Source organism: Afifella pfennigii DSM 17143, from assembly GCF_000688515.1.
Classification (GTDB): domain Bacteria; phylum Pseudomonadota; class Alphaproteobacteria; order Rhizobiales; family Afifellaceae; genus Afifella; species Afifella pfennigii.
In genome coordinates, this window is sequence record NZ_JHZK01000003.1 from 1 (window position 1) to 15,342 (window position 15,342).

The window sequence follows — 15,342 nt, forward strand, 5'->3', positions numbered from 1 at the left end:
GCCTGATCGAGCCACCCCCAGAGCCGTCCAAGGACCCCAACCAAATGCTCCTGCAATGGGCGTGAAATTAAACCGGACAGCCGTGGGCTTGACCCTGGCATCCATTCCGCTCCGCGCGCCAAGCGTGGGGGCGGCGGAGTGTGGCGCGCCTCCGCCCGCTCACGGTCCGGCTACGTCTGGCCCCTCCGCCCAGACGGGAGAAGAGGGGCGTTTTTAGCGGCGCTGTGCGCGCGATTTGGCTCTGAGCGTGCTGAGGTTTCCCCCTCACCCGGCTGCCTCCGGCAGCCACCCTCTCCCTCGGCGGGGAGAGGGTTCTGGCGCGTGTGGCGGGGTGCCTGCCATACGCGGCTCGATACCGCGGCTCGGGCGCCCTGGCATGGATGGCCGGGTCAAGCCCGGCCATAACGACAGCGTAAGGGGCAAAGGTGGCCCGATGAACAAGCGCCGGGCTCTGAGACTGTCGTCATGCCAAGGCTTGACCTTGGCATCCATTCCGTTCCGCTCGCGGCAATCGGGCGCTTGATTGCAGCGCCGGCCCGCGCCTTACTGTCGGCATGCTTGAGAATCCGATCCGCGAGGGCGAGGTGGCGCTCTCCTTCGATCCCGCCGAGACCGCCGACGATGCGCGTCTGGTCTTCATCGGCCGTGCCTTTACGCCCTGGCGGCCGGAGCGCGATTGCCCGCGCAATATGCGCCAGGTGCGCGAGCGGCTCGCCGAGGCGCCCGAGCTTGCCTTTCAGCTTCAGATCGACGCGCCGTTTCGGCCGGGGCTGAAGGATATCGCGCCTGGCAAAGCCATCTTCGTGTTGATGTGGATGAGCTCGGCGCGGCGCGACCTTATCATCCAGGCGCCGAAGCATCGCGAGACGCCGGCGGGGCTGTTTTCCCTGCGCTCGCCGGTGCGCCCGAACCCGATCGGGCTATCCCTGGTGCGGGTGAAGGATATCGACCATGGCGCGGGCCGCATCGCCGTCGACGCGCTCGATTGTTTCGATGGCACGCCGATCATCGACCTGAAGCCCTATATCGAGACGGTCGATCGGCTGGCCGAGGAGGCCTGAGCGAGGCCGCCGCGACGGGACGCGCCTGCCGGCTTTTCCGGCGCCGTCTTGAAAGCGCCCGCTTTCAGCGCCATATGCGTGTCATCAAACGGTGACCGAACGGTCGCCCGCGCCCAATAGTCTGGCTTGAGCCGGGCGGCGCGACACCCCAAGCAATCAACCATCGCCAGCCGCCGCCGACGCGAGGAACGCGTGGCGCGGAAGCGATTCGACAAGGAAACGAAAATGCATACCGGAAACGTTGTCTGGTTCGATCCACGCCGAGGCTATGGCTTCATCCGCCCCGACGAGGGCGCGGACGTCTTCGTCCATCGCTCCGCCCTGGAGCAGGCCGGGCTTGCCACCTTGCGGCCCGACCAGATCGTCTTCTTCGACATCGAGATGCGCGGCGAGCAGCAGACCGCGACGGATCTGACGGCTCTCAACTAAGAGGAGCGCCGCGGAAGGCTGCCGGCCAAGACGGCGGCCTTGCCCTTTCTCAAGGCCGGCCCGGGGCGCGGAAGCGACAACGGGCCGGCTTTTTCGTATGCGGCGACGTGCTATGGCTTGGCGATACGAGGCGCGGAGGTGGCCTTGGCCGGCCGCCAGCGGTCTCGCAAGCTGAGGAGGCATCGTTGCGCTATCAGGCAGCAGGCCTTGCCGTCATCGCCTTGATGGCCGTCACCGGCGTGGCGGAGGCCCAATCGGCGGAGGAGACCGTCGCCTTCATGGTCTCGGGCGTGCGCCCGGGCGGGGAGGAAAAGCGGGTGGTCGATGCCGATGGCGGTGTCAGGACGGTGACGCCGCTTGCCGGCGAAGGCGTCTGGAGCCTGGAATACGAGCGCTCCTTCGCGGGCGGCGAGGCCTATCGGCTGAAGCTCAAGCACGAATTGAGAAAGGTCGATGCCTGTCGCTACGACGTCAAGATCACCGGCGACAATGCGGCGGTGATGATGCGCTACGACTTCTCGCGGGCAAGGGGCATGGTTGTCCTGGAGCGCGACGCGCGCGCGCCAGAGGCGACGACGCCGGTCGATTATCTCGGCGCCAAGGTGGAGCGGTGCGAGCCGCCCAGAAAGCCTCCCTGCCAGGAGGTGGAGGGCAACCGCTTCGGCTATATCCCGGCGAGCGAGGCGGAGCTGCGCGACGCCTATGCGCATTTCCAGGCGACCTACTGCCCGCAAAGCGCCTTCTGAGGCCACGCACGAAAAACAAGCCGCCGCGGGCGCGCAGGCATGGACAGCCGTGGGTCGGGCTCGGCCATGACGACAATTGACGTTGAGCAGTGTGCGCGCTTGTCGTCATGCCAAGGCCCCGCCTTCGCATCCATGCCGCTGCGCTCGCGAAACGTGAGGGCGTGGGGTCCGTTTCCGGCATTTTCCGGCAAGAGAGGCGGCGAGCGCCTTCAGGCCGGCCGCCGCAGCCCGTCGTTTCAATAGAGCGCCTTGCGATCCTTCTCTTCGACCGCGGCCTGCTCCAGGGAATCGACGGGAACGCCGCTGTGGTCTCGGACGATCTCGTTGAGCGAGGCGACCGGGCGAGCCCGCGGCCAGGTTTCCGGCCTCCACAGGCCGGCGCGCATGGGGGCCTTGCCGCAATGCAGGAAAACCTCCTCCGCGGTGATGCGCAGGACGGTCTTCGGGCTTCGTCCGCGCACCTGGAACCGGGCGCACAGGGCCGGGTCATCGGAGATCTCGGCAGTTCCGTTGACACGCAGCGTCTCGCCGACGGTGGGGATGATGAAGACCAGCGCCACCTTCGGGTGACGCAGGATGTTCATCAATCCGTCGACGCGGTTGTTGCCGGGCCGGTCGGGCACCAGCAACGTGCTTTCCGACTCAACGGCGACGAAGCCTGCCGGATCACCCTTGGGCGAAACGTCGAGGTTCTCGCCGTCCGATGTGGCGAGCACCAGGAAGGTCGCGTTCTCGATGAACCGCCGGCAATGCTTGTCGAATTTCGACGTGACCTTCGCGGCTGCGCGCGGTGAGGGTTCGCCATAAAGCTCGCGCAGTCTCTTCGGCGTCATCGGCGTGCTCGTTACCTCTCAGCTTCCTTGGGCCGGCGGATTTTCCATCAGCTGCCGCCCTTTTCCGCAAGGCTCGCGATATAGGCGGTGAGATCGCGGATCTCCTGCCGCGTCAGGCTCATATCCGGCATCAAGGGATGCGGGTCGGCGAGGAAGGCGGCGAGCGCGCCCATGCCGTCGTCGGCGTATTTCTCCGCCATCGCGGCAAAGCTCGCGGCGGCGGCGCTGGCGCTCGTCTGATCCTCGGCGACGACATGGCATTCGGCGCACCATTGGCGGGCGATGCGCTCGCCCTCGTCGGGAAAGGCCGCGGCCAGGGCGGGGACGGTCAGAAGGGCGAGACAGGCGGCGGCGAATAGGGTGCGCGACATGAAATCTCCAGCGGTTTTGCCGGTGAGCTTAGCGGATCGCGGCGGGTAGGGGGAGGCCGGCAAGCGAGCGAAAGATCACATCTAGCGGTTGAGTAACCAGAGGATCAGCGACAGGACGATGCTGACGACGACCATGGTGGTGATCGGAAAGACGAAGGTGAAGTTCTCGCGCTCCACCCAGATATCGCCCGGCAGGCGGAAAAGGCCGAGACGCGCAAGAAGCGGCCAGAGGAGCCCGGCCGCCAGGAAGACAAGCCCAATGACGATGAGCGTGCGCGCCATGGCAGCAGAATGAGGATGAGGCAAGGCGCGCGCAAGGGTGGGGCGGGTCTAGCTCTCCGCCCTCCCGAAGCCGCCGCCGGTCGGCGTCGTGACGATCACCGCCTCGCCGGCCTCCAGAAACGTCTGGTCGGCGCCTTTGAGGATGTCGAGGGAGCCGTCAAGGCGGCGCACCTCGGTCCTGCCGCAGGCACCATCCTCGCCGCCTTCAAGCCCGTGCGGGCGCACGTTGCGGTGCGAGGACAGGATGGCGCAATCCATCGCCTCCAAAAAGCGGATGGTGCGGCGCGTGCCGGAGCCGGCATGCCATCTGCCGCGCCCGCCGGAGCCGTGGCGGATGTGGAAATCCTCCAGAAGCACCGGATAGCGCATCTCCAGGACCTCCGGATCGGTGAGACGGGAATTGGTCATGTGCACATGCACGGCGTCGGTGCCGTCAAAGCCGGTGCCGTCGTTGAAGATGCCGGCGGGCGAGCCGGAGCAGATGGTCTCGTAATACTGGTAGGTGTCGTTGCCGAAGGTGAGGTTGTTCATCGTGCCCTCGGAGGCGGCGAGGGTGCCGAGCGCGCCGAAGAGGACGTTGGTGACGTGCTGGCTCGTCTCCACATTGCCGGCGACGACGGCGCGCGGATAGTCGGGGGCGAGCATGCAGCCTTCGGGAATGACGATCTCAATCGGCTCCAGGCAGCCGGCATTCATGGGAATGTCCGCCTCCACCATGACGCGGAAGGCATAAAGCACGGCGGCGCGGGTGACGGGGGCCGGGGCGTTGAAGTTGTTCTCCATCGCCTCCGAAGTGCCGGTGAAATCGACCCTGGCGGAGCGGTTCTTGCGGTCGACGGTGATGGCGACCTTGATGGTGGCGCCCTGGTCGGTGACGATCTGGAAGGAGGAATCCTTCAGCCGCTCCACCACGCGGCGCACGCTTTCCGCCGCATTGTCGCGCACATGGCGCATATAGGCCTGCACCACCGGCAGGGTGAACTGCGCCACCATCTTGCGCATCTCCGCAACGCCCTTCTTGTTGGCGGCGATCTGCGCCTTCAAATCGGCGATGTTCTGCTCCGGGTTGCGGCAGGGGAAGGGATGGTCGGTGAGGAGGTTTCGCAACGCCTCCTCGCGGAAGCGGCCGCGGTCGACGAGCTTGAAATTGTCGATGAGCACGCCCTCCTCGTCGACGGTGGTGGCGCGCGGGGTCATGGAGCCCGGCGCCGTGCCGCCGACATCGGCGTGATGGCCGCGCGAGGCGACCCAGAAGAGGATATCCTTGCCGGCCTCGTCGAAGACCGGGGTGACGACGGTGATGTCGGGCAGATGCGTGCCGCCGTTATAGGGGGCGTTGAGGGCGTAGACGTTGCCCGGCGCGATGTCCGGGTTGTTCTCGCGCACCGTCTCCACGGAGCGGTCCATGGAGCCCAGATGCACCGGCATATGCGGGGCGTTGGCAACCAGCGCGCCCTCCGGCTCAAAGACGGCGCAGGAGAAATCGAGCCGCTCCTTGATGTTCACCGAATAGGCGGTGTTCTGCAGCCTGACGCCCATCTGCTCGGCGACGGACATGAAGAGGTTGTTGAAGATTTCCAGGAGCACCGGATCGGCCTTGGTGCCGATGGCGTGATCGCGCTTCAGCGCCTCCGTGCGGGAAAGGAGGATGTGGTTCTTGGCGGTGATCGTGGCCGACCAGCCGGGCTCCAGGACGATGGTCTGGTGATCCTCGATAATGAGGGCGGGGCCTTTGAGGCGCGCGCCGGGGGCAAGGGCGGCGCGCTTCACGATGGCGGCCTCGTGCCAGGCGCCGCCGGAGAAGAAACGGGCCGTCTCCTCCGCCTTCACGTCATGGGGCTCGGCCGGCTCGTCGGCCTCCGCGATGTCGGCGCCGCCGCCGACGGCCTCCACCTCCACCTGCTCGGCGATCAGCGGCTTGTCGTCGTAGATGAAGCCGAACTGGGCGCGGTGCGCCGCCTCGAAGGCGCGGCGGACCGCCTCGGCGGAGCCGAAGGGAACGGGCAGCGGCGTGTCGGTGCCTTCGTAGCGCACATGAATGCGGGCGAAAACCTCGGTGGCGGAATCGCTTATGCCCTGATCCTGAAGCTCCTTGCGCGCTTCTTCCTCAAGTGCCGATTCAACTTCCTGAAGCTTTGATTCCGCTTCCTCCTCCAGGCGCACGACGACGGCACGGCTTTTGTTGGCGCGCACATCGGCAAGGCCCATGCCGTAGGCGGAGAGGATGCCGGAGAGGGGGTGGATATGCACCTTCTCCATACCGAGCCGGTCGGCGATGAGGCAGGCATGCTGGCCGCCGGCGCCGCCGAAGCAGGAAAGCGCGTAATGGGTGACGTCGTGGCCGCGCTGCACGGAAATCTTCTTGATGGCGTTGGCCATGTTCTCCACGGCGACCTTGAGGAAGCCGTCGGCGATCTCCTCCGGCGAGCGGCGGCGCCCCTCCTCGTCGGCGGCGATGCGTTCGGTCAGCTCCTCAAAGCCGCGGCGCACGGCATCGACGTCGAGAGGCTGGTCCTGGCCGGGCCCGAAGATCGCCGGGAAATGCTCGGCGCGGATCTTGCCGACCATGATGTTGGCGTCGGTGACGGTAAGCGGGCCGCCATGGCGGTAGGCGGTGGGGCCGGGATGGGCGCCGGCGGAATCCGGGCCGACCTGGAAGCGGCCGGATGCGTAATGCAGGATGGAACCGCCGCCGGCGGCGACGGTGTGGATGCGCATCATCGGGGCGCGCATCCTGACGCCGGCCACCTCCGTCTCGAAGGCCCGCTCCAACTCGCCGGCATAATGCGAGACATCGGTGGAGGTGCCGCCCATGTCGAAGCCGATAATCCTGTCGAGACCGGCCATGCGCGCCGTCTCCGTGGCGCCCACGACGCCGCCGGCGGGGCCCGACAGGATGGCGTCCTTGCCGGCGAAGAGCTCGGCCGCCGTCAGCCCGCCGGAGGACATCATGAACATGAGGCGCGGGCCCTTGCCGGGATCGGCGCCGGGATGATCGTCGGGCCCGTCGGTGGCATGGGTGGCGCCGAGCTCGCCGGCGACGCGCTTCACGTAGCGCGACAGGATCGGCGAGAGATAGGCGTCGACCACGGTGGTGTCGCCGCGCCCGACGAGCTTGACCAGCGGGGAGACCTCGTGGCTGACGGAGACCTGGGCAAAGCCCATGCGGCGCGCCAGCCCCGCCACCTCGGCCTCGTGCGCGGGGTATTTCCAGGCATGCATGAAGACGATGGCGAGCGCGGCAAAGCCGTCTTCGCGCAAGGCCGTCAGCGTGGCGCGGAGCTTGTCGGCATCGGGCGCGGCCTCCACCGTGCCATCGGCGCGCACGCGCTCCTCCACCTCCTCCACGCGCTCGTAGAGAAGGTCCGGCAGGACGATCTTCTTGGCGAAAATGTCGGGCCGCGCCTGGTAGCCGATCCGCAGCGCATCGCGGAAACCCCTTGTAATCAGGAGGGCGGTGCGCTCGCCCTTGCGCTCCAGGAGGGCGTTGGTGGCGACGGTGGTGCCCATCTTCACCGTGCCGATCTTCTCAGGCGGGATGGCTTCGCCTTCCCGCACCTGGAGAAAGCGGCGGATCGCCTCGATGGCGGCATCCTCATAGGCGCCGGGATTGTCCGACAGGAGCTTGGCGGCGCGGATATCCCCGTCAGGGCCGCTTGCCACGACATCGGTAAAGGTGCCGCCGCGATCGATCCAGAAGTCCCATTTCCCGGATGCGCCGATTTGTGTCACGATCGCCCCTCCTGCGGCCGAGAAGAAGCGGATTGGAAAGCACGAGGTCGATAAAACGTCAACATAACGTTGATAAATCCTCGCCAAAAGATGACGATTGCCGCAGCCGCAGCCCGTTTTCGCGCGGCGCGAGCCTCGTGGAAGGGGCGCAGGCGGGAACGGCCTTCGCCGAAGGGCCGCATAACGAAAGGGAGAGCGTCAATGCTGAGAGAGTTCGTCGGTGCCGCCATCGCTGCCACCTTCCTTGCCGGCACGGCCACGGCCCAGACCGGCTGGGACATGCCCACGCCCTATGGCGACACGAATTTCCATACCCAGAATATCGCCGAATTCGCCGAGGATGTGAAAGAGGCGACGGATGGCGGTCTCGTCATCACTATCCATTCCGCCGGCTCGCTGTTCAAGCATCCGGAAATCAAGGATTCGGTGCGCAAGGGCCTGGTGCCGATCGGCGAGGTGCTGGTCTCGCGCCTTTCCAACGAGAACGCCATTTTCGGCATCGATTCCGTGCCCTTCGTCGCGACCAGCTACGACGACGCCAAGAAGCTCTACGACGCTTCCAAGGCGGAGCTGGAGAAGGTCCTGGACGAGCAGGGGCTGAAGCTCCTCTTCGCCGTGCCCTGGCCGCCGCAGGGACTCTACACGACCAAGGAGATCAACACCGTCGACGATCTGAAGGGCCTCAAGATGCGCGCCTACAACGCGGCGACGGAGCGGCTGGCGCAGCTCGCCGGCGCCGTGCCGACGCAGGTGGAGGTGCCGGACCTGCCGACGGCCTTTTCCACCGGCCGGGTGGAGGCGATGATCACCTCGCCCTCCACCGGCGCCAATTCCAAGGCCTGGGATTACGTCAACGTCTATACCGATACGCAGGCCTGGCTGCCGAAGAACATGGTGATCGTCAACAAGGCCGCCTTCGAGGGCCTGCCGGCGGAGCAGCAGGAGGCGATCATGGAGGCCGCCGCGCAGGCGGAGACGCGCGGCTGGGAGGCCTCGCGCGAGGAGACAGAGGCGCAGACGCAGACGCTCGCCGAAAACGGCATGACCGTCACCGATCCTTCCGAGGAGCTGATGAGCGGACTGAAGGAGATCGGCGCCACCATGGCCGATGAATGGTCGCAGGAAGCGGGCGAGAGCGGCACGGCGGTGCTGGAAAGTTTCAGAAGCATGTAGTTCTTCCGGCAGGCCGGCGGTCGCCGGCCTGCGCCTCACCCTCGATCGGAGACAAAGGTGCGCAGGGCGCTCGATACGCTCTATGCGGCTTCCGGCGTCGCGGCCGCAGCCGCGATCGTGGCCATCGCCGCGCTCGTCTTCTTGCAGGTGCTGGGTCGGCTCGCCGATCTCGTCCTGAAGCTGCTCGGGTTCCCGATCTACGGCTTTCTCGTGCCCTCGCTGGCGGAAATCGCCGGCTTCCTGCTCGTGGCCGCCTCCTTCCTGGCGCTCGCCTCCACCTTCCGGCACGGCACGCATATCCGCGTCAGCCTGCTGGTGCACAGCGTTCCGCCGCGCGCTGAGCGCATGCTCAATATCGTGGCCCTGGCGAGCGCGGCGGCGCTGACCGGCCTTCTTGCCTGGTACGCCGTCGCGCTGACGCTGGAATCGAAGCGCTTCGGCGAGGTCTCCTTCGGCATCGTGCCGATCCAGCTCTGGATTCCACAGACGGCGATGGCGGCCGGCCTCGTCATCTTGACGATCGCGCTTCTCGACGACCTTGTCCGGGTATTGTCCGGTCATGAGCCGTTCTTCGCGGGCCATGAGGGCGAGGAGCTTGAGGAGGGGGGCGGCGAATGAGCGAGCTCGGCGCGGCCTCGGCCCTTTTGGCGCTCGGCCTGCTCTTCGCGCTCGGCCTCGGCATCTGGGTGGCGGTGGCGCTGCTCGGCGTGGCGCTTGTCGCCATCTTCGTGATGACCAACGTGCCGGCCGGAGCGGTGGCGGCGACGGCGGCCTGGGGCGCCTCCAATTCCTGGGATCTGACGGCGCTGCCGATGTTCATCTGGATGGGCGAGATTTTGTTCCGCACGCGCCTGTCGGAGGACATGTTCGCCGGCCTTGCCCCTTTCATGCGGCGCATTCCCGGACGGCTCCTGCACGTCAACATCCTCGGCTGCGGGATCTTCGCCGCCGTCTCCGGCTCCTCCGCCGCGACGACGGCGACGGTGGGGCGGATGTCGCTGCCGGAACTGAGGGCGCGCGGCTACGACGAGCGCATGGCCATCGGCACGCTCGCCGGCTCCGGCACGCTGGGGCTCCTCATCCCGCCCTCCATCATCCTCATCGTCTACGGGGCGGCGACGGAGCAATCGATCGCGCGGCTGTTCATCGCCGGCGTGGTGCCGGGAGCGATGCTGGCGGCGCTTTTCATGGGCTATGTCATATTCTGGTCGCTCATCAAGCGCGGCCGCATGCCGGAGGCCGGGCCCTCCACCTCGCTGGCGGAGAAATACCGCGCCGCGCGGCGGCTCCTGCCGGTCGTCCTTCTCATCGTCGGCGTCATCGGCTCCATCTATGCCGGCCTTGCCTCGCCGACGGAGGCGGCGGCGATGGGCGTCGTCCTGTCGCTGCTTCTCTCCTTGGCGACCGGGACGCTGACGCGGCAGAGCTTCGCCGAGGCGCTGATGGGCGCCACGCGCACCTCCTGCATGATCGCCTTCATCCTGGTCGGGGCGGCGGTGTTGACGGTGGCGATGGGCTTCACCGGCATTCCGCGCCAGCTCGCCGCCGCCATTGGGGCGATGGAGCTGTCGCCGTTTTCGCTGCTTGCCGCGCTGACGCTGCTCTTCATCGTCCTCGGCTGCTTTCTGGACGGCATCTCGGTGGTGGTGCTGACGACCTCCGTCATCCTGCCGATGGTGGAGCAGGCCGGCTTCGACCTCATCTGGTTCGGCATCTATCTGGTACTTGTCGTGGAAATGAGCCAGATCACCCCGCCGGTCGGTTTCAACCTCTTCGTCCTTCAGGGCATGACGGGGCACAACATCTTCAGGATCGCAATGATGGCCTTGCCCTTCTTCCTCATCATGGTGATCGGCGTCGCGCTGATCGCGCTCTTCCCCGAGCTGGCGCTGTGGCTGCCGCAGACGATGATGGCGCGCTAGCGATGGCGACGAGAAAGAAGCCCGCGCCCGAGATCGGGCCGATCGTCTCCGCTTCGCATCTCGCCGCAAGCGGCATGCCCGCCCTTTCGGAAGTGGAGTTCGCCCTGGAGATGACGCATCACGCCTTCGGGCGCTGGATGGTGCGCTGCATGGCGGCGGCCGGCGTGCCGGGCCTGTCGGCGCTCGACGTCTTCGTCTTGCATACGGTCAACCATCGTGGCCGGGTGAAGACGGTCTCCGATATCTGCCTCGTCCTCAATATCGAGGACACCCATACGGTCAGCTACACGCTGAAGAAGCTGGAGCGGCTCGGCCTGGTGACGGCGAGCCGCATCGGCAAGGAAAAGGCCGTCGGGGTGACGGAGGAGGGGGAGGCGGCGTGCCTGCGCTACCGGGAGATCCGCGAGAAGCTGCTGGTGGAGGCGATCAGGGCGCTCGGCCTCGACGAGAAGGAGATGAGCCGCATGGCGGCGCTGATGCGCGCCCTTTCGGGCCATTACGACCAGGCGGCGAGGGCGGCGGTGGCGCTATAGATCCGGCGCGTTGAGCAAAGCGGCGAAGCTTGCAAGCGGGGCAAAGAGGCGGCCATTGGCCGAGCCGAGCGGAAGAAAGCCGTGGCGCCGGCAGAAGGTTTTCGCCTCCAGGCTGCGGGCTTCGGAAAGGAGCGCGAAGACCGGGACCTGCGATTGCAGGCAACGCCGGGCGGCGTCGACGAGGAGCGCGGCGCCGAGCCCGCGACCCTGGAAGCTGCGATCGACGGCGAGCCGACCGAGGCGGGCGACGGGCAGGAGCGGGCGGCCCCGCAGGCCGCGGGCCAGCTTTTCCGGCAGGTCGGGCAGCAGGATATCCACGGCTGAGAGCGTGTAATAGCCGGCAGGCTTGCCGCTTTTCGCCTCCACGGCCAGGAAACAGGCGGCATGGCCGCGCCGGACATCTGTCGCGGCCTGCTGCGACAGATACCGGTCGAGCGCGCCGTTGCCGCAGGCAAAGCCGGGAAAAGCCTGCGCGGCCAGCGGCGCGACATCAAAGGCCGGGGCGCTCATGACTTGCCGAGAAGGCGCTCGCGATGGCGCGCGGCGCGGCGGAGCGCTTCGTGCGGCTCCGGCGGCGTCAGAAGCGTCTCCACAAAGAGCCGCTGGTCCTCCGCCGCCAGGCGGATGAGGCGCTCCTCCTCCAATGTGCGGCGGGCCGCCGCCTCGGCCGCGGCGACGACGAAATCGCTCAAGGAGCGGCCTTCGATTTCGGAGGCGCGGCGGATGGCATCGAGGGCATCGGGCGCAATGCGCGCCTCGATACGCGCGGATTTCACGTTCTGACGCGGCATGGAATCCTCCCTTGGCGACAATGTACGGCATGACGCCGTACGCGCCAAGTTGCCGGCTCTGCGGCAAATTCCCCTCGGCCGTGAACAGACGATCGATGCGTTGATAGGGCCGATGCGCCATTGACGGCGTGGCGGCGCGATGCCACCTGTCAGGCGCCAGCCGGCCGGACGGCCGCTCCGCCAGGGCTCGAAAGGGCGGCGGAGAGGAAAGTCCGGGCTCCAAGGAAACACGGTGCCGGGTAACGCCCGGCGAGGGAGCCTTCCCGGAGACGGGACGGGCGAACCTTAGGGAAAGCGCCACAGAGAGAAAACCGCCGGGGCTTCGGCCCAGGCAAGGGTGAAAGGGTGGGGTAAGAGCCCACCGCGGACGCAGCAATGCGGACGGCATGGCAAGCCCCACCGGGAGCAAGACCGAAAAGGGGCGGCGAGGGGCGGCGTTCGATGCGCCATCAAGCCCCAGGCCGGTTTCCAGGCCAGCCGCCCGGGTGGGTCGCGAGAAGCGCCGGGCAACCGGCGTTCAAGATGAATGGCCGTCACGTCGCGGGTGACCGCGGCCGTACAGAACCCGGCTTACAGGCCGGCTGGCTTTTTCTTCGATGCATGTCGGGCCGCTCCGAGACGGGGCGGCCCGGCGCCTCAGACCTCCCTGCCGCCGGAGGCCATGGCCGCCTTCAGGCGGCCGCAATAGGCGTTGGTGTGGCGCGTCATGCGCTTGGCGTAATGGCCGGCATTGTAGCGCAAGGCCGTGCCGCAGACCGTGCCGCCGCCAAGCTGATAGGCGCGGGCGAGATAGCGCATGCCCCATTCCAGATTGGTCTCAGGATCGTAGAGCGCGGCGATGGAGCCGCGATAGCCGATGCCGCGCGCCGTCGCCGGCTTGATCTGCATGAGGCCGACCTCGCCGGCGGCGCCGCGGGCGCGGGGATTGTAGCGGCTCTCCACGGTGACGACGGCATGGGCGAGGGCGGCCGGAACGCCATGGGTGGCGGCGACCTTGGAGACCAGGGCCTGGATGGAGGAGCCAGCCTTCTTGCCGCCCTTGAGGCGCGCCGTCTTGCGCTCGGCCTCGCCGGGCGTCTTGGCCGCGGCGCTCTTGCGCTCCTTGCCCGCAAGGCTCTTGCCCGCAAGGCTCTTGCCTTCAATGCGTTTGTGGGCCGGCTGCGAGGCGCGCGAGCGGGCGATGATCAGCGCCTTGGAGCCGCCGGAGGCGGCTTCGGGCTTTGCCGCCGGCGGCAAGACCGCGGCAGCCTTCGCGGCGCCGGACTTTGGCTCGTCGGACTTCGGCTCATCGGACTTCGGCTCGCCGGTCTCGGCGGCGGCCGGATCGTCTGCGCCAGAGGGCCTGGCCTGGGCAGCGGCTTGCTGCCCGGCGGCGATGATCAGAACCTTGGAAGCCTGGGTATCACCCGCCCAGGCTGGGGTGGCCAACGCAGCGGCGAACGCCGCCGTCGCAAGCAGAGCTTTCATCTTCTTGCCTTCGCTCCGTTTCGTTCGGCGCGGCGCCTAAGGGCAGGCTGTGGCGAGAATGTGCGGGTTCCAAGGTCATTTGTTGCAGCGCGGTAGGCGCCATTGCGGCGCACAAGCGGCCATTCTGAGGCTCAGGGCAGCGCGGCGAGCAGGCGTTGCAGCGTGTCGCGGGTGGAGGGATCGGCGATGCCGTCGACGCGCTCTGGCCGGAAATGCCGCTGGAAGGCGGCAACCACGGTGGCGGTCGCCGCGTCATAGGCGCCGGTGACGGCGATGCCGTAGCCATAGAGCGCCAACAGGGCCTGCAGGCGCGCGACGGCCGGGCCCTCCATGCGCTCAACAAGACGCTCCCCGGCAAGGTCGAGCGGCGCAGGCTCGACGTGGTGGCCGATGCCGGCGGCGGCGAGCCGCGCCCAGGGGAAGAGCTCGCCCGGATCGCGCTTGCGCCCGGGGGCGACATCGGAATGGGCGAGCACCCGGCGCGGCGGGATGGCGTGGCGGGTGAGAATATCGCGGCAAAGGCGCGTCAGCGCGGCGAGCTGCGCCTCGCCGAAGGGCGGCAGGGCAAAGCCGGCCTCCTGCGCCGCATGGCCCCAATTGGCGATCTCGATGCCGATGGAGCGGGCGTTGATATCGGTGTTTCCCGCCCATGCGGCCTTGCCGGCATGCCAGGCGCGATGCTCCTCGCCGACCATCTTGACGATGCGGCCGTCGGCGCGGACGAAATAATGGCAGGAGACCTTGGAGCGGGCGTCGCGGAGCCAGGCAAGCGCGGCCTCCTCGTCTTCCATTCCCGTATAATGCAGGAGGAGGATGTCGACCTCCGCCTCGCCGCGGTCGTCGAAATTGGCCGAGGCGAGCCATTGTGCGCCATCGGCGGGAGGCTCCAGGCTCAACGGCCCTGGCCCGCGCCGGCGGGCGCCGCTTTCGCCCCGCCGCCGATCGCATTCCAGGCGTCGTTGATCGCCGCCAGCCGATCGTTGGCGATGGCGATGAATTCCTCCGGCACGTTACGGGCGACAAGCCGGTCGGGATGGTTCTCGCGCACCAGGCGGCGGTAATGCGCCTTCAGCCTCTCCGGCTCCCAGGAAGGGTCGGCGCCGAGGATGAGCCAGGGATCGGCCTTGCTGCCGCGCACATGGCGGGCGCGGATGCGCGCAAAGCCCCGCTCGTCGAAGCCGAAGATGGCGGCGACACGCTCCAGATAGACGAGCTCGCGCTCATGGATGGCGCCGTCGGCCTTGGAGATGGCGAAGAGCGCATCGAGAATGTCTTCCAGCATGGCCGGATCGTCGCCGAGCAGCCGGACGACATCGTTCGCATAGGCCTCGAAACCGGCGATATCCCCGGCCGCCAGCCGGTAGATGCGCGACACGTTGCGCGCCTCGGCCTCCGGGATGGCGAAGATCCGCCGAAACGCCTCCGTCTCCTCGAACGAGACGATGCCATCGGCCTTGGCCATCTTGGCGGAGAGCGCGATCATGGCGATGGTAAAAGTGATGTCGCGGCGCCGCTCGGAGCTGGCGAGCTGAAAAAGCGCGTCGCGCAGGCCGGCCATGGTGGCGCCGGTGCGCTCCAGAAAGTCGCCAAGGCGCGACCAGATGCTCATCGTCCGTCCTTCGTTGGCGCTCTTCGCCCGCGTGGGCCCGCGTGGGTCGTTGCATACCCCCGTGTCCCTAAAGGGGGCGGGAAAGGCGCGCAAGGCACGCAGCGAAAGCGCGTCGGCCGCAGGCGAAGAGGCGAGGCGCCAGCCGAATGTGAAGGCAGCGCGGCCAGTGAAGCCGCGCTGCCTTTGGCCGCCAGGCCGGCACCCGATCGGCCGACGGCCGACCCATTGCCCCGCATGCCTTCCGTAACGGTTCCAGCAAGCCTTGTGTTCCCGCAAGCAGGGCGAGCGCGACCGCCCGAACCAAGGCTCCGCCCGCCGCAGAGCGAGGCCGCGCTTACCCTCTCTTTACCCTGTGCCGGCAATCTTCCCGGTCAGGCTTGTCTCTGCTTCCGC

16 protein-coding genes and 1 other RNA gene are annotated in these 15,342 nt (G+C 67.6%); 8 read left to right on the forward strand and 9 right to left on the reverse strand.

Annotated features, from left to right (window positions below):
- The first annotated feature begins 554 nt into the window (after positions 1-554).
- From Q331_RS0103310 to Q331_RS0103320, 3 genes are all read left to right on the forward strand, one after another.
- A complete protein-coding gene (locus tag Q331_RS0103310) occupies positions 555-1,061 on the forward strand; it encodes a TrmO family methyltransferase domain-containing protein (RefSeq protein ID WP_026379500.1) in 507 nt (168 codons plus the stop codon).
- 225 nt (positions 1,062-1,286) lie between these two features.
- Complete coding sequence (locus Q331_RS0103315; RefSeq protein WP_026379501.1) at positions 1,287-1,490, forward strand: cold-shock protein; 204 nt, start codon at positions 1,287-1,289, stop codon at positions 1,488-1,490.
- 185 nt (positions 1,491-1,675) lie between these two features.
- Positions 1,676-2,236 carry a hypothetical protein gene (locus Q331_RS0103320; RefSeq protein WP_026379502.1) on the forward strand — a complete coding sequence of 187 codons (561 nt, stop codon included), beginning with the start codon at positions 1,676-1,678 and terminating at the stop codon, positions 2,234-2,236.
- A 236-nt stretch (positions 2,237-2,472) separates the two neighbouring features.
- Here Q331_RS0103320 and Q331_RS0103325 read toward each other — a convergent pair whose 3' ends face one another.
- The 4 genes from Q331_RS0103325 to Q331_RS0103340 form a co-directional block, all read right to left on the reverse strand.
- A complete protein-coding gene (locus Q331_RS0103325) occupies positions 2,473-3,069 on the reverse strand; it encodes a pyridoxamine 5'-phosphate oxidase family protein (RefSeq protein WP_026379503.1) in 597 nt (198 codons plus the stop codon).
- A gap of 47 nt (positions 3,070-3,116) precedes the next feature.
- Positions 3,117-3,440: a c-type cytochrome gene (locus Q331_RS0103330; protein ID WP_026379504.1), complete on the reverse strand. Its 324-nt coding sequence runs from the start codon at positions 3,438-3,440 to the stop codon at positions 3,117-3,119.
- Positions 3,441-3,521: 81 nt separating this feature from the next.
- Positions 3,522-3,722 (reverse strand): DUF2905 domain-containing protein, encoded by a 201-nt coding sequence (locus Q331_RS0103335; RefSeq protein ID WP_026379505.1) that lies wholly within the window; start codon positions 3,720-3,722, stop codon positions 3,522-3,524.
- 48 nt (positions 3,723-3,770) lie between these two features.
- Entirely contained in the window at positions 3,771-7,454 is a 3,684-nt protein-coding gene (locus tag Q331_RS0103340) for a hydantoinase B/oxoprolinase family protein (protein ID WP_245615503.1), read from the reverse strand.
- A 201-nt stretch (positions 7,455-7,655) separates the two neighbouring features.
- Here Q331_RS0103340 and Q331_RS0103345 point away from each other — a divergent pair, with 201 nt between their 5' ends.
- From Q331_RS0103345 to Q331_RS0103360, 4 genes are read left to right on the forward strand one after another with little or no spacing between them, the layout of a single operon-like run.
- Positions 7,656-8,627, forward strand: coding sequence for a TRAP transporter substrate-binding protein (locus Q331_RS0103345; protein WP_026379507.1), 972 nt, complete (start codon positions 7,656-7,658; stop codon positions 8,625-8,627).
- 57 nt (positions 8,628-8,684) lie between these two features.
- Positions 8,685-9,245 carry a TRAP transporter small permease gene (locus Q331_RS0103350; RefSeq protein WP_026379508.1) on the forward strand — a complete coding sequence of 187 codons (561 nt, stop codon included), beginning with the start codon at positions 8,685-8,687 and terminating at the stop codon, positions 9,243-9,245.
- Positions 9,242-10,549: a TRAP transporter large permease gene (locus tag Q331_RS0103355; protein ID WP_026379509.1), complete on the forward strand. Its 1,308-nt coding sequence runs from the start codon at positions 9,242-9,244 to the stop codon at positions 10,547-10,549. The genes Q331_RS0103350 and Q331_RS0103355 overlap by 4 nt, the downstream gene beginning before the upstream one ends.
- Before the next feature lie 2 nt (positions 10,550-10,551).
- Positions 10,552-11,082, forward strand: coding sequence for a winged helix DNA-binding protein (locus Q331_RS0103360; RefSeq protein WP_026379510.1), 531 nt, complete (start codon positions 10,552-10,554; stop codon positions 11,080-11,082).
- Here the strand turns inward: Q331_RS0103360 and Q331_RS0103365 are convergent.
- On the reverse strand, positions 11,077-11,592 hold the full coding sequence (locus tag Q331_RS0103365; protein WP_026379511.1) for a GNAT family N-acetyltransferase: 516 nt from the start codon (positions 11,590-11,592) through the stop codon (positions 11,077-11,079). The genes Q331_RS0103360 and Q331_RS0103365 overlap by 6 nt on opposite strands.
- Positions 11,589-11,873, reverse strand: coding sequence for a type II toxin-antitoxin system TacA family antitoxin (locus Q331_RS0103370; protein WP_026379512.1), 285 nt, complete (start codon positions 11,871-11,873; stop codon positions 11,589-11,591). The genes Q331_RS0103365 and Q331_RS0103370 overlap by 4 nt, the downstream gene beginning before the upstream one ends.
- Before the next feature lie 156 nt (positions 11,874-12,029).
- Between Q331_RS0103370 and rnpB the strand changes: the two genes are divergently transcribed.
- Positions 12,030-12,462: RNase P RNA component class A (gene rnpB, locus Q331_RS22875), an RNA gene on the forward strand.
- 47 nt (positions 12,463-12,509) lie between these two features.
- Here the strand turns inward: rnpB and Q331_RS24380 are convergent.
- From Q331_RS24380 to Q331_RS0103385, 3 genes are all read right to left on the reverse strand, one after another.
- A complete protein-coding gene (locus tag Q331_RS24380) occupies positions 12,510-13,340 on the reverse strand; it encodes a lytic transglycosylase domain-containing protein (RefSeq protein ID WP_051630487.1) in 831 nt (276 codons plus the stop codon).
- Positions 13,341-13,471: 131 nt separating this feature from the next.
- Positions 13,472-14,236: an N-acetylmuramoyl-L-alanine amidase gene (locus Q331_RS0103380; RefSeq protein ID WP_026379513.1), complete on the reverse strand. Its 765-nt coding sequence runs from the start codon at positions 14,234-14,236 to the stop codon at positions 13,472-13,474.
- A complete protein-coding gene (locus tag Q331_RS0103385) occupies positions 14,233-14,949 on the reverse strand; it encodes a TerB family tellurite resistance protein (protein WP_026379514.1) in 717 nt (238 codons plus the stop codon). Before Q331_RS0103385 ends, Q331_RS0103380 begins: the two co-directional genes overlap by 4 nt.
- Positions 14,950-15,342: the final 393 nt, after the last annotated feature.